The sequence below is a fragment of the Pseudomonas alkylphenolica genome (assembly GCF_004025535.1).
Taxonomy (GTDB): domain Bacteria; phylum Pseudomonadota; class Gammaproteobacteria; order Pseudomonadales; family Pseudomonadaceae; genus Aquipseudomonas; species Aquipseudomonas alkylphenolica_A.
The window spans coordinates 361,241-374,584 of sequence record NZ_QJRG01000047.1 but is presented as its reverse complement, the minus strand read 5'-3'; the positions used below and the strand labels follow the sequence as shown (position 1 = coordinate 374,584).

General features: G+C 61.7%; 15 protein-coding genes. 7 read left to right on the top strand and 8 right to left on the bottom strand.

The features are described 5' to 3' along the window. Positions 1–16: 16 nt before the first annotated feature. On the bottom strand, positions 17–976 hold the full coding sequence (locus DM813_RS17065) for a putative 2-dehydropantoate 2-reductase (RefSeq protein ID WP_128324559.1): 960 nt from the start codon (positions 974–976) through the stop codon (positions 17–19). 116 nt (positions 977–1,092) lie between these two features. Here DM813_RS17065 and DM813_RS17060 point away from each other — a divergent pair, with 116 nt between their 5' ends. Both DM813_RS17060 and DM813_RS17055 read left to right on the top strand, forming a co-directional pair. Beyond that, entirely contained in the window at positions 1,093–1,539 is a 447-nt protein-coding gene (locus tag DM813_RS17060; RefSeq protein ID WP_128324558.1) for a PilZ domain-containing protein, read from the top strand. A gap of 169 nt (positions 1,540–1,708) precedes the next feature. Beyond that, positions 1,709–2,785, top strand: coding sequence for a 3-deoxy-7-phosphoheptulonate synthase (locus tag DM813_RS17055; RefSeq protein WP_128324557.1), 1,077 nt, complete (start codon positions 1,709–1,711; stop codon positions 2,783–2,785). An 86-nt stretch (positions 2,786–2,871) separates the two neighbouring features. Here DM813_RS17055 and DM813_RS17050 read toward each other — a convergent pair whose 3' ends face one another. Then, complete coding sequence (locus tag DM813_RS17050; RefSeq protein ID WP_028941432.1) at positions 2,872–3,153, bottom strand: GNAT family N-acetyltransferase; 282 nt, start codon at positions 3,151–3,153, stop codon at positions 2,872–2,874. A gap of 507 nt (positions 3,154–3,660) precedes the next feature. Between DM813_RS17050 and oprI the strand changes: the two genes are divergently transcribed. Further along, on the top strand, positions 3,661–3,912 hold the full coding sequence (gene oprI, locus DM813_RS17045; protein WP_003259780.1) for an outer membrane lipoprotei OprI: 252 nt from the start codon (positions 3,661–3,663) through the stop codon (positions 3,910–3,912). Positions 3,913–4,047: 135 nt separating this feature from the next. Here the strand turns inward: oprI and DM813_RS17040 are convergent, their stop codons facing one another. From DM813_RS17040 to DM813_RS17030, 3 genes are all read right to left on the bottom strand, one after another. After that, positions 4,048–5,019 (bottom strand): L,D-transpeptidase family protein, encoded by a 972-nt coding sequence (locus tag DM813_RS17040; protein ID WP_128324556.1) that lies wholly within the window; start codon positions 5,017–5,019, stop codon positions 4,048–4,050. A 121-nt stretch (positions 5,020–5,140) separates the two neighbouring features. Then, a complete protein-coding gene (locus DM813_RS17035) occupies positions 5,141–5,422 on the bottom strand; it encodes a hypothetical protein (RefSeq protein ID WP_128324555.1) in 282 nt (93 codons plus the stop codon). A gap of 56 nt (positions 5,423–5,478) precedes the next feature. Continuing rightward, positions 5,479–6,084, bottom strand: coding sequence for an arylesterase (locus DM813_RS17030; RefSeq protein ID WP_128324554.1), 606 nt, complete (start codon positions 6,082–6,084; stop codon positions 5,479–5,481). A gap of 10 nt (positions 6,085–6,094) precedes the next feature. Between DM813_RS17030 and DM813_RS17025 the strand changes: the two genes are divergently transcribed. The 3 genes from DM813_RS17025 to greB all read left to right on the top strand — a co-directional run bounded on the left by DM813_RS17025 (position 6,095) and on the right by greB (position 9,855). After that, positions 6,095–6,778 carry an ABC transporter ATP-binding protein gene (locus DM813_RS17025; RefSeq protein ID WP_128324553.1) on the top strand — a complete coding sequence of 228 codons (684 nt, stop codon included), beginning with the start codon at positions 6,095–6,097 and terminating at the stop codon, positions 6,776–6,778. Then, positions 6,778–9,288 carry an ABC transporter permease gene (locus DM813_RS17020; RefSeq protein WP_128324552.1) on the top strand — a complete coding sequence of 837 codons (2,511 nt, stop codon included), beginning with the start codon at positions 6,778–6,780 and terminating at the stop codon, positions 9,286–9,288. The genes DM813_RS17025 and DM813_RS17020 overlap by 1 nt, the downstream gene beginning before the upstream one ends. A 72-nt stretch (positions 9,289–9,360) precedes the next feature. Continuing rightward, positions 9,361–9,855 carry a transcription elongation factor GreB gene (gene greB, locus DM813_RS17015; protein ID WP_128324551.1) on the top strand — a complete coding sequence of 165 codons (495 nt, stop codon included), beginning with the start codon at positions 9,361–9,363 and terminating at the stop codon, positions 9,853–9,855. A gap of 22 nt (positions 9,856–9,877) precedes the next feature. On the opposite strand, the gene DM813_RS17010 is transcribed toward greB, so the two are convergent. The 3 genes from DM813_RS17010 to DM813_RS17000 form a co-directional block, all read right to left on the bottom strand. Next, on the bottom strand, positions 9,878–10,186 hold the full coding sequence (locus tag DM813_RS17010) for a hypothetical protein (RefSeq protein ID WP_128324550.1): 309 nt from the start codon (positions 10,184–10,186) through the stop codon (positions 9,878–9,880). 225 nt (positions 10,187–10,411) lie between these two features. Continuing rightward, positions 10,412–10,849: a DoxX family protein gene (locus tag DM813_RS17005; protein ID WP_128324549.1), complete on the bottom strand. Its 438-nt coding sequence runs from the start codon at positions 10,847–10,849 to the stop codon at positions 10,412–10,414. Positions 10,850–10,950: 101 nt separating this feature from the next. After that, the gene (locus tag DM813_RS17000; RefSeq protein WP_128324548.1) at positions 10,951–12,375 is read right to left on the bottom strand and encodes a transglycosylase SLT domain-containing protein; all 1,425 of its coding nucleotides are present in this window, start codon (positions 12,373–12,375) and stop codon (positions 10,951–10,953) included. A 158-nt stretch (positions 12,376–12,533) separates the two neighbouring features. On the opposite strand from DM813_RS17000, the gene DM813_RS16995 reads away from it, so the two are divergent. After that, entirely contained in the window at positions 12,534–13,340 is an 807-nt protein-coding gene (locus tag DM813_RS16995; protein ID WP_128324547.1) for a TatD family hydrolase, read from the top strand. Positions 13,341–13,344: the final 4 nt, after the last annotated feature.

The following is a 13,344-nucleotide window of genomic DNA, read 5'->3' as shown; positions in this document are numbered from 1 at the left end:
CTGTAGCCGCTGACGGCTACTGTGCCGCCTGCTGGTTACGCCGGTCGATGAACGCCAGCGCCTGATAGAGGGCTTCCATGCGCGGCAGGTTGCAACCGGTCGCACGCGCCCTGGCCAGCGGCTCGGCGTAGATCCCCTCGAGCTCAAGCGGGCGGTTGTGGGTAAAGTCGTAGTACATGCTTGGCCAGTAGTCAGACATTTTCTCGGTGCCGGCGAATAACTGCTCGGCATAGCCCGGCGGCATTTCATGACCACAGGCACGGGCACCTTCAACCACTTCAGCCATCAATGCCTGGATCAACGTCCGGCTGTGCGAATCCGCCATCAATGGCGTAGTACTGGCCCGAAGCAATACCGACAGGCCGTTATAAGGCACATTCCAGACCAGCTTCTGCCAGCGCGCACAGGCCAGGTCGCTCATCGCTTGCGAGTCGATACCGGCAGCGCGAAACAGTTCAGCGCCCTCTTGGGTAATTGTCTGGCGTGCGGCGGCGTCGCCAGTCGGCCCACTGTGGTATCCCAGGTTCACCGCGCCCAAGGCCTGGTGACGAATCACGCCCGGCGCCTCGCGGTTGACGCAGATGTAGCACAGCCCGCCGAGCAAATGCAGGTTGGTCGGCAGCAATGGTCGCAGTTGCTCTTCTACTCCGAGGCCATTCTGCAGCAATACGACCTTGCCATCCGCCGCTGCAGCCTGGGCAATGACCGAAGCCAGCTCAGCATTACTGGTAGCCTTGGCGCCCACCAGCAGCCAGTCACAGGGTGGCATGTCGGCAACAGAGGCGTAGGCCTGCACCGCCATCTGCAGCGGCCCGTGCACCGCGCTGTCGATCCTTATGCCGTTGGCGTTGACTGCATCAAACTCGGTACGCAGAAGAAAATGCACATCAAATCCGGCCCTGGCCAGCATCACGCCATAGAAGCCACCAATGGCGCCTGTTCCAATAATGCCGATACGCGGACGCTTGCTCGTCATACTGCTTCCCCCGAACGTTCAATTTTTGTTCAATTTTTTCACACGCAAATCAACAGCCTTACGATCCATCACTATACTCAGGCGAACAAGGTCAAAAAGTCGACACGGAGTCGAGAATGCGCGGTTTCCTGCCTCACCCGGACGATGTTCCGGTCGAACTGGCGTTGCGCCCGTCGCCCAGCCTGTTCCGCCAGCGGCTGCACACCATCAGCCTGGGCGGAATTGCCTGCAACCATCCCCGTGCATATCGCCGTGGTATGGCGGTGGAGATGATCATCCCCTCCCTGGGCGAAAACGCCCGCTACCCGGGCTATGTAGCCTGGTGCCAGAAACAGCAGGACGGCTATCGGGTCGGTATTGCCTTCATCGATGCACAGGCGCTGTTCGGCGCACGGATGAGCGAGCAGGTGTGCCAGATCCAGCACCTCTACCAGCAGCACATGCGGGAGCAAAGCCCGCTGATCGATCTCGACGCCCTGGCCCAGCAGTGGGTCAAACAGCACGCTGGCGAATTCTCCGAGGCGAGTCTTGAAGCCAGCCATAGCCGACAGATTCTCATTTAAGGACAAAAACCCTGCGCCAGTGGGCTTTCAGACGCAGGAAAGCGGCCTCTACCCATTGTCGAGCCACGGTGTAACGCGCTAAGGTTCGGCTCCCCGCTGCGTACAATCTTGCTGCTCCGCCGCACGGGGATCGCTGGCGGCCGGCACCCGTGACCTGACGAGTAACACGATGGCTGATTTACCGATCGATGACCTAAACGTTGCCTCCAACGAGACCTTGATCACCCCCGATCAGCTCAAGAAGGAAATTCCCCTTAGCGCCACCGCGCTCAAGACCGTGACTGCGGGCCGTGAAGTGGTGCGCAATATCCTCGATGGCAAGGATCACCGCCTGTTTGTGGTGATCGGTCCCTGCTCGATCCACGACATCAAAGCGGCCCATGAATACGCCAAGCGCCTCAAGGCCCTCGCTGCCGAAGTCTCCGACACCCTGTACCTGGTCATGCGTGTGTACTTCGAAAAGCCACGCACCACCGTGGGCTGGAAAGGCCTGATCAACGACCCGTACCTGGATGACTCGTTCAAGATCCAGGACGGCCTGCACATTGGCCGTCAGCTATTGCTGGACCTGGCGGAAATGGGCCTGCCGACCGCCACCGAAGCGCTCGACCCGATCTCCCCGCAGTACCTGCAGGACCTGATCAGCTGGTCGGCCATCGGCGCACGTACCACCGAATCCCAGACCCACCGCGAAATGGCCTCCGGCCTGTCGTCGGCGGTAGGCTTCAAGAACGGCACCGATGGCGGCCTGACCGTAGCCATCAATGCCCTGCAGTCGGTATCCAGCCCGCACCGCTTCCTGGGTATCAACCAGGAAGGTGGCGTATCCATCGTCACCACCAAAGGCAATGCCTACGGTCACGTGGTACTGCGTGGCGGCAACGGCAAGCCGAACTATGACTCGGTCAGCGTTGCACTGTGCGAACAAGCGTTGGCCAAGGCCAAGATCAAACCAAACATCATGGTCGATTGCAGCCACGCCAACTCCAACAAGGACCCGGCCCTTCAGCCGCTGGTGATGGAGAACGTCGCCAACCAGATTCTCGAAGGCAACCAGTCGATCATCGGCCTGATGGTCGAAAGCCACCTTAACTGGGGCTGCCAGGCGATTCCGAAAAACCTCGAAGACCTGCAGTACGGCGTCTCGATCACCGATGCCTGCATCGACTGGGACGCTACTGAAAAAACCCTGCGCAGCATGCACGCCAAGCTCAAGGACGTGCTGCCCAAGCGCAACCGCGCCTGACACGCAGACACAAAAACGCCGGGCATTGCCCGGCGTTTTTGTGTCTGCACTGTGAATGACAGCCGCCTGGCTGCCCTTCGCGATTCTCAGGCCTTGGTGGAGTGCCGCTGCTGGCGCTCCATGTAACGTTCCACGTACGAGCATGACGGAATCACGGTGTAACCCATGTCTTCTGCATACTGCAGCGCCTTTTCGGTCAGCGCCGCAGCAATACCCCGGCCCCGCAACGCATTGGGAACAAAGGTGCGGTAGATATCCAGGGTCTGTTTACCCAGGTCCATGTAGGTCAGGTAAGCACGATGACCGTCCACACTGGTCTCGAATTGATGACCGGCCTGGTCATGGTGGATGGACAACGCCTCGCTCATCACTACTCCTTGCGGGTCTTTTGATTAGACCCCTACCTTACCGATGTTTGTCCGGCGAAGGAACCTCTACGCCACCCCGTGCCCATTTGGACAGCAAGAACAGCATGGTCGTTCTCTGGCAAAAGAGCACGTACAAATAGTAGGCGCCCAGGGCCCGGATACTCAAGGCGTCTGGTCGCAAAATCGCGCACTTGCAGCCAGCGGGCCTGGCCGCGGGCAGTGCCCTGAACAGTTGCCGGATGTTGTAGTGTTAAGACGTTGGATGACACTTTAAGTCACCATTAGTTCAACAAAAATACACACTTGCTACACTTGAATACAGCCGCCATGGCGGCGCCTTCACAATTTTTCTACACAGGCTGTGAAGGTCCCGGGACAGGCGTATTTTTTTGCAGTTCTTGCGCTCTGTCAGTTTACTTACTACAAGTAATGGGTACTATGTACACCGGCTAGTTTCTCTTTGCTGAGAGATGGCTATTTAATAGAAAGTCCTTGAAGGGGAACACGATGAACAACGTTCTGAAATTTTCTGCTCTGGCTCTGGCCGCAGTTCTGGCTACCGGTTGCAGCAGCGTATCCAAAGAAACTGAAGCTCGTCTGACCGCTACTGAAGACGCAGCTGCTCGTGCACAAGCTCGCGCTGACGAAGCCTACCGCAAAGCTGACGACGCTCTGGCTGCTGCTCAAAAAGCACAACAGACCGCTGACGAAGCTAACGAGCGCGCTCTGCGTATGCTGGACAAAGCCAGCCGTAAGTAATTATCCCTCGGGATTTTTATTTGGAGCCGACCCACTTGTGGGTCGGCTTTTTTATTGCCCGACGGAAAGTAACGGTAACTCGCAAAAACGACGAGGCCTGCGCAATGGCAGGCCTCGGGTGCAACAGTTCAGGCGTTACTGCATGTCGAATGGAACGCTGGAAACCATAGGTTGCTGAGCGGTGGTTGGCGTCGCGATTTCCACTGGCATGCCGTCTTCGGCAGCCACCACATCGCGAACCATGTCCCAGTTCATGCGCATGTTGTTGACCAGGTCTTCACGCTTGAGCAAGGCATTGATGACCGCAGTGTGTTTATCGACCACTGACGGGTCACCTTTGTCGTCCAGCGGTGTGTGGGCCTCGAGGTAGACCTTGCCAGCGCTCACACCCAACTTGTACGGTTCGTTGATGATGCGTACCGCAACACCCACCGGCGCCATCTTGGCCAGCTCCAGCACGTTATTGTTGAACATGCGGAAACAGCCGTGACTGGTACGCATGCCAATGCCGAACTTCTTGTTGGAACCGTGGATCAGATAGCCGGGCACACCGAGGGTGAACTTGAACGGCCCCAGCGGGTTGTCCGGGCCGGCAGGCACCACGGCTGGCAGAATGTCGCCGTCTGCGGCGTGCTCTTTACGGATCGACGCAGGCGGTGTCCAGGTAGGATTCGGCGTCTTGGCCGTTACCTTGGTGTTGGCGATCGGCGAACCCCAGCCTTCACGCCCGATACCCAGCGGGTAGGTATGCACGACGTTCTGCCCTTTCGGGTAGTAGTACATGCGGTACTCGGCCAGGTTGATGACAATGCCTTCACGCGGGCCTGGCGGCAGGATGAAACGGGTCGGCAGGACGATCTCGGTACCTGCGCCCGGCAGCCATGGGTCTACACCGGGGTTGGCGGCAATCATTTCCAGGTACCCCAGGTCGTTGGCCGTACCGATGTCGGCAAACGTGTCTTCGTACTTGGCCTTGATCACCTGGACCTGGCCAATGACGTCTTCGCCGGGCGGTGGCAGGGGAAACTCCAGCGCAGCAGCAGGGCCTGCCGCCAGCAGGGCGGCCAGGGACAGGCAACGGGTGACGGCGGGAAAGCGCGGCAACATCCGGGAAATCCTTCGCTAATTCAGTAAGGTCAAGACGACGATTGTACACCGCCCCCGGCACAATCGGGAGTAATCCGGGGTGCCGAAGGCGTTACAGGGGATGAAAGGCGCTATCGGGCGCTCAGAGCTGCGGCCATACCGGGCGAGTTCCACGGCGCTGGGCGTCGAGAATGGCCCGGCACAGGGTGCACAGCCGGCGATCGCGGTAGATGCCACGCTCGACCAGGGACCAACGCGGCTGTGCCGGCAGCAACGTGCCGCACAGGGTGCGGTCGGCCGAGCCGCCCAGTTCGAGTTGACGGGCTACCAGGTGGACGCGGATCTCCTGGCAGGCGAACAGGTCAAGCTGTTCGTCAGGCTCGATCAATTGATAGGCATACAGGGACCAGGCGGGACGCGGCATCGGGGGCTCCAAATCGGGGGCGCCACATTAGCCGAAAGCCGGTCAGTATAAAAGCGTCAAAGCAGCGGTTTTAGTTGCGGCCAGGCATTTTCCAGCAAACGCCCCTGAGCCCCCGGCCCCGGATGAATGCCATCAGCCTGCATCAACTCGGGCACTCCACCTACCCCCTCGAGAAAAAACGGCACCAACGGTACCTGTTTCTCGCGTTCGAGGTTGGCATAGACCTGGGCAAAAGCGTCGGTGTAACGCTTGCCGTAATTGGGCGGCAAACGCATGCCCAGCAACAGCACCTTGGCCCCTGACTCGCGCGCGCGGTCGATCATCGCCGCAAGGTTTTGTTGCAATTGATTGGGTTGCTGCCCACGCAGCCCGTCATTGCCGCCCAGCTCCAGCACCACCAGTGCCGGCTTATGCTCTGCAAGCAGCGCCGGTAGCCGCGCCTGGCCCCCTGCACTGGTGTCGCCGCTGATCGACGCATTGACCACCCGGGCGTCAATTCCCTCGGTTTTCAGGCGTTGCTCAAGCAATGCAACCCAGCCTTGGCGGGTATCCAGGCCGAAAGCGGCACTGATACTATCGCCAACAATCAGCACGGTACCTGCCGCTGCGCCCTGGGCCATGCACATCAAGGCCAAGCCAGCACTCAATAACCACACTCGCATCGGATTCTCCATGGGCCCCAGCATTCTCAGTGCGCGCAACCTTAGCAAAGTGGTTCCCAGCGCGGAAGGCGACCTGACCATCCTGCACGAACTCTCGCTGGAATTGAAACAGGGTGACAGCCTGGCCATTGTCGGTGCCTCGGGTTCGGGGAAATCCACCCTGCTCGGTTTGCTCGCCGGCCTCGATCTGCCCAGTGCCGGCTCGGTGACCCTCTCCGGTCACGACCTCGGCCAGCTGGATGAAGACCAGCGAGCGCGGATACGCGCCGAGCATGTCGGCTTTGTCTTTCAGTCGTTCCAGCTGCTCGACAGCCTCAATGCCCTCGAAAATGTCATGTTGCCTCTGGAGCTGGACGGTCGCCGCGATGCCCGCGAGCATGCCCGCTCCCTGCTTGAGCGCGTCGGCCTGGGCCAGCGCCTGAGCCACTCACCGCGCCAGCTTTCCGGCGGCGAGCAGCAACGGGTAGCGATCGCCCGCGCCTTCGCCGCCGAACCCGCGGTGCTGTTCGCCGATGAACCTACCGGAAACCTCGACAGCCACACCGGCGAACGCATCAGCGACCTGCTATTTGATCTGAACAAGGAACGCGGCACCACCCTGGTGCTGGTTACCCATGACGAACGCCTGGCTCAACGCTGCCGTCGTCTCATTCGCCTGGACGCCGGCCACCTGGTCGCGCCGCTGGAGCCTTGATGGCCCGTCTGCCGTTTATCCGCTTGCTGGCCCTGGCGTTACGCCAGCTCCTGCGCGATGCCCGCGCCGGTGAGTTACGCGTGCTGTTTTTCGCCCTGCTGGTAGCAGTGGCGGCCAGTACTGCCATCGGTTACTTCGGCGCACGCCTCAATGGCGCGATGCTGCTGCGGGCCACCGAGTTCCTGGGTGCCGACCTGGTGTTGCAGGGCAGCTCTCCCGCCCAGCCCGAGCAGATTGCCAAGGGCACGGCTGCCGGGTTGGTCCACGCTCAGGTGGTCGAATTCTCCAGCGTGATCGCCACCGACAACGGTATCCAGTTGTCGAGCATCAAGGCTGCCGACAGTGCCTACCCGCTGCGTGGAGCGCTGCGCAGTGCTGCCGAACCCTATGCCAGCGAGACCAGCGGTGGCGGGCCGGCACCGGGCGAGGCCTGGGTCGAGCCGCGTCTGCTGGCCGCCCTGGACCTGAAGATCGGCGACAGTATCGATGTTGGCATGAAGACCGTGCGCCTGAGTCGCGTGCTGACCTACGAGCCCGATCGTGCCGGCAACTTCTACAGCCTGACGCCACGCGTGCTGATCAACCTCGCCGACCTTGAGGCGACCGGTGTCGTGCAACCCGGAAGCCGGGTGACCTACCGTGACCTCTGGCGGGGCGAACCCGATGCACTGGCCAGCTACCGGGACAGTGTCAGCACGCACCTGGCCCCCAATCAGCGCCTGCAGGACTCCCGTGACGGCAACCGGCAGATCGGCGGCGCGCTGGGCAAGGCCGAGCGCTACCTGAACATGGCCAGCCTTGTCGCTGTGTTGCTGGCCGGTGTGGCCGTGGCCCTGTCAGCCAGCCGGTTCGCCACCCGCCGCTTCGATGCCAGCGCCCTGTTGCGTTGCCTGGGCCTTTCCCGCCGTCAGGCGCTGGGCCTGTTCTGCCTGCAGCTGGCCATACTCGGCAGCCTGGCCGCACTCGGCGGCGCCCTGCTCGGCTGGCTGGCCCAGCTTGGCTTGTTCAAGCTGCTGCAAGGCCTGATGCCCACCCAAATTCCTGCCGGCGGCTTGGCACCGGCCCTGGCCGGCATCGCCACCGGTCTGGTGGCTCTGGCCGGTTTCGCCCTGCCACCGCTGGCGGCGCTGGGCCGGGTACCCCCCTTGCGGGTACTGCGCCGCGACCTGTTACCCGTGCCGCCCAGCAGTTGGCTGGTCTACGGTGCCGCACTGCTGGCGCTGGGCCTGATCATGTGGCGGTTGAGCCTGGATCTGCTGCTGACCTTTGCCCTGCTCGGCGGCGGCCTGGTGGCGGCGGTACTGCTCGGCGGCCTGTTGCTGCTTGGCCTGCGCAGCCTGCGGCGGCTGCTGGCCGGTTCGCCACTGGCCTGGCGCCTGGGCCTGGGGCAATTGCTACGCCACCCGCTGGCCGCTGCCGGACAATCCCTCGCCTTCGGCCTGATCCTGCTGGCCATGGCCCTGATCGCCCTGTTGCGGGCCGAGCTGCTCGACACCTGGCAAAACCAGCTGCCCAAGGACGCGCCGAACTACTTCGCCCTGAACATCCTGCCCGACGACAAGAACACCTTCGCCGAGCGCCTGAACGAGTTCTCCGCCGAAGCAGCACCGCTGTATCCGGTGATCCCGGGGCGCCTGACGGAAATCAACGGCCAGGCGGTGCAACAGATCGTCAGCAAGGAATCCACCGGCGACCGTGCTGTACAGCGCGACCTGAGCCTGACCTGGGCGGCCGACCTGCCCCAGGGCAATGCCTTGACCGAGGGCCAGTGGTGGCTGCGCGAACCGGCTGCAGACACCCACCTGCCCGGCGTTTCGGTCGAAACCGAGCTGGCCCAGAGCCTCAAGCTCAAGCTGGGCGATCAGCTGACCTTCAGCATCGGCGGCGAGCAACGCAAGGCCGTGGTCAGCAGCCTGCGTACCGTCAACTGGGACAGCTTCCAGCCCAATTTCTACATGATCTTCCAGCCGGGCACCCTGCAGGGCCTGCCCACCACCTACCTGACCAGCTTCTTCCTCGCCCCCGGGCACGACCAGCAGGTCGTCGCGCTGTCTCGTGCATTCCCGGCAGTGACCCTGCTGCAGGTCGACGCACTGCTGGCACAACTGCGCAGCATCCTCGCCCAGGTCACCCTGGCGGTGGAGTATGTGCTGCTGTTTGTCCTGGCTGCCGGGCTGGCCGTGCTGTTTGCCGGTTTGCAGGCCACCCTCGACGAACGCATTCGCCAAGGTGCCCTGCTACGCGCCCTGGGCGCCGGGCGCAGCCTGCTGATCAAAGCCCGACGCATCGAGTTCGGCTTGCTGGGTGCTGCCAGCGGCCTGCTTGCTGCCATTGGTTGTGAGCTGATTACCCTGCTGCTGTACCGGTACGCCTTCGACCTGAGCTGGAGCCCGCACCCGTGGCTGCTGTTGTTACCGGTAATCGGTGCGCTGCTGATTGGCGGTGCCGGGGTCTTTGGCACCCGCCGGGCGCTCAATGCCAGCCCGCTGAAAGTGCTGCGCGAGAGCTGAACAGTTGCCCGCGATGAGCTATCGTGGACACCCCTGAGCATGCCCTCGCCACCGCTCTATTAAGGACAACGCTTGGCTACCAACATCATCACCCGAGAAGGCTACGAGGCACTGAAAAGCGAGCTGGATCATCTGTGGCGTACCTACCGCCCGGAGATCACCGCCAAGGTCGCCTGGGCCGCTTCGCTCGGAGACCGTAGCGAAAACGCCGACTACCAGTACAACAAGAAGCTGCTTCGCGAGATCGACAGGCGGGTACGCTACCTGCGTAAACGCCTGGAAGACGCGAAAGTCGTCGACTACTCCCCCGAGCAGGAAGGCAAGGTGTTCTTTGGTGCCTGGGTGGAAATCGAAAATGACGAGGGCGAGCTGAAGAAATTCAGGATCGTGGGCTACGACGAGATCTACGGGCGCAACGACTACATCTCGATCGATTCGCCGATGGCCCGCGCACTGCTGAAAAAAGGCAAGGATGACGAAGTGGTAGTACAGACGCCTGGCGGCGAGGCCACCTGGTACATCAACAGCGTTACCTACGGCCAGCCGGACAAACCGGAAGGCGCCTGAAGGTAACGCGACGACGTTTTGCTCAGCCGCGGGTAATCAGACCTTGCCGGGCAACCCGGGTCAGGTGGCCGATCACTTCGATGGCGTCTTCGGCGCTGGGGGACTGGATCACCGCCAGATCAAACCGGTCGTTGGCGAACTGGCCAAGCGGAGTGCGGTTGTCGGCAAACTGGATCAGGAATGCAGTGGCGCTGCCCTTGCGGCGCGGCCAGCCATCCAGGTATCGCAGGAGTGTAGGTTGGTGGCTACCACCCAGCAGGATGCGCGGCACACGAGTGGCCTGGCTTGCAGGCAAGGGAGTCAGACAGACACTGGTACGTGGACAACTCATGGAGTATTTCTCCGCCTCGCAGATCCCGCTGGGCTGCGGTGGGAGGCGTCACCGAACCAGCGCTTTAGCGGTATTCGGTGAACCGGGGGAGGTTCTCCTGCGCCCCGCAAGTAGCTGTTTAAATCGGCGCAAGTCAGCATCCTAGAGAAGCTGCGGGGCGGATGTCAACATAAGCGGATACAAAAAAGGCGGCCCTGCAGGCCGCCTTTAGTCGGGGGTATGAACTCAGCGTGCGATTAGCCGATCCAGCGAGGCTTTACCTGCACCTTCAATCATCACTGCCACCGTGCCCGCCATAAGCGCCAGGGCAAACTCGTAGCCATTGTTGGCCATGAAAAGACCATTACCGATGTGGGCAGAAAAGATCGCCACCACCAGCGTCACGGTCAGGGCCAATGCGGCTGGACGCACCAGCAGGCCAATCACCAGTGCCAGGCCACCAAAAAACTCCGCACTGCCCGACAACAGTGCCATCAGCAGTCCCGGTGCCAGGCCCAGGCTCTCCATGAACTGCGCAGTTCCGGCAAGCCCGCCACCGCCAAACAGGCCAAAGAGCTTTTGCGCGCCATGGGCCATGAAAATGATGCCGACGATGATCCGAATGACGCTTAGGCCCCAGCTGGCACGGCTGGCGAATACGATGTTCAGGTAATGGGTGTTCATGACGCTTCCTTAGGGGTGTTGAGTAGGTATGGGCGCCATATTAATCAAATCCACAAATGTTAAAATCGCAATTTTTGCGAGATAACAATCAATAAATTAGATTATTTACGACCCGCCACCTTACGCCCTTGCGGCTCCAGTGACGCGCGTTCGCGGTCAAAGGCCAGGAAGTATTTGTTCACACTGTTGACGTAGCTGACCGGCCCCATGCCCACCTGCTCCATGGCAATGCGTTCGGTCTGGAAGAACCATTGATTGCCATTGAGGCCGCGGCGCCGGGCTTCGGCGCGCATCGCCTGGACGCGCTCCGGGCCCAGGTTGTAGGCGGCCAGGGTAAAGGCCATGCGCTCACGCTCGTTGAGCTGGTTGCTGGAAAAGAATTTGCGCCGGATCAGCGCCATGTAACGGGCACTGGCCTGGACGTTACCGTCGACATTGCTGATATTGCTCACCCCCACCCGCTGCGCCGCGCTAGGGGTAATCTGCATCAACCCGTGGGTGCCCCCGGCGCCGCGGGCCGAAGGGTTGAGCGAGGATTCCTTGAAGGCCACCGCGGCCAGGTTCAGCCAGTCGATGTTCTGTTCGGCGGCATGGCGTTGCAACACCGGACGCAGGGCCTCCAGGCGTTTACGGTCGGTGCGGGCCAACGGATTGTGCACCCGGTACAGACGTCGATAGATACGTTCGAAAGCTGCATCCTGGTTTTCCGGCGGCCGATAACCCTGCAGGAAGCGATCGACCGTGGCATGCAGCATCACCGCATCGCGCCGCACATACCAGCGCATCGCCTCAGGCGCCGCCACCTGCACCTTGCGTTCGACCCGCAGCTTGGGCATCACCCGCGCCCAGCGCTCGGCAATCGGCTGCTCGACGACGGTCAAATGGAAGATACCGGCCTGGACCATTTCCAGTACATCTTCCACCGCCAGCGTCGGATCGACCCATTCCACCTTGATCGGCGGCAATTTGCGCAGGGCCAGCTTCTGGTTGATTTCATGCAGGGTGTCGCCTGCGGCACTGGCGCTGGTCAGCGCCAGGGTGCGGCCGGACAACTGTTCCACCCGCTGATAACTGCGCTCACCCTTGCGCCCCACCAGCACCATCGGCACGTTGTCGACCACCGGATCGCTGGCCACCAGGCCGCGGGTGGAGGTCGGGTCCAGCAGCTCGCCTGGCGCGACCAGATCGGCTTCGCCGCGCTGCAAGGCGGCCAGAAGCTGGTCCTTGGCGCGGGGAATGATTTTAAGGCGGATTTCCTCGCCGTCGCGGGCGCGACCATTGAGGTAGTGTTCAAAGGCACGCAGGCGATGGTACTCAACGCCCACCGGCTCGCCCTTGACTTCACCGGAGCTGTTACGGCTCTGGTTGACCAGCACCTTGAGCACCCGGCTACTGCGGATCTGCGCCAGGTCGCGGACCTGGGTCTTGGACACGGTCTGTTGCGGCCCGGGCAGGCGCGCGCTGACCGGCCCTGCCGACAGCAGCCCCAGGCTCAGCACAATCAACAAAAACAGCGCTCGGGTCATCCGTTTCAAGGTCCGCGCGTGTGTGGTTGACGTCATAGTTTGCAGTCAATACATGACAAAAGACCGCAAAAGACCACGACAACTCGTTGAAGTTCTTGGATTTATCGAATTTCGTCGAGCTTTGTTATGCTGGCCGGCCCCCGGCCTGAGGTAGCACCATGCAACTCATCGACATCGGCGTCAATCTGACCAACCCAAGTTTTGCCGAAAAGCACCAGGCCATTATCGAGCGCGCCGAGGCTGCCGGCGTCCTGCAAATGATGGTCACCGGCACCAGCTTGCAGGGCAGCGAGGAGGCGCTGGAGCTGTGCATTCAGCTGGATGAAAGTGCCCAGCGACTGTTCAGCACCGCGGGTGTACACCCCCACGACGCCAGCCACTGGAACGCCGACAGCAGCCGGCACATGCGTGCGCTGCTGGAGCAGCCCCGGGTGCGGGCGGTGGGCGAATGCGGCCTGGATTTCAACCGTGACTTTTCCCCGCGCCCGCTACAGGAAAAAGCCCTGGAAGCACAACTGGCCCTGGCGGTCGAACTACAAATGCCGGTGTTTCTGCATGAGCGCGATGCCAGCGAGCGACTGTTGGCGATCCTCAAGGATTATCGTGACCACTTGCCCGCAGCCGTGGTGCACTGTTTTACCGGTGAGCGCGAGGCGCTGTTCGGCTACCTCGACCTCGACCTGCACATTGGCATCACCGGCTGGATCTGCGACGAGCGCCGCGGTACACACCTGCACCCACTGGTTGCCAGCATTCCCCGCGGTCGCCTGATGCTGGAAAGCGATGCGCCTTACCTGCTGCCACGCACCCTGCGACCCAAACCGAAAAGTGGCCGCAACGAACCGGCATTTCTCACGGAAGTGCTGCGCGAAGTCGCCCTGCACCGGGGCGAAAGCATTGAAGAGCTGGCAGCCCATACGACGGCCTGCGCACGCACGTTCTTTAACCTGCCCGCGATTATTTGACGCA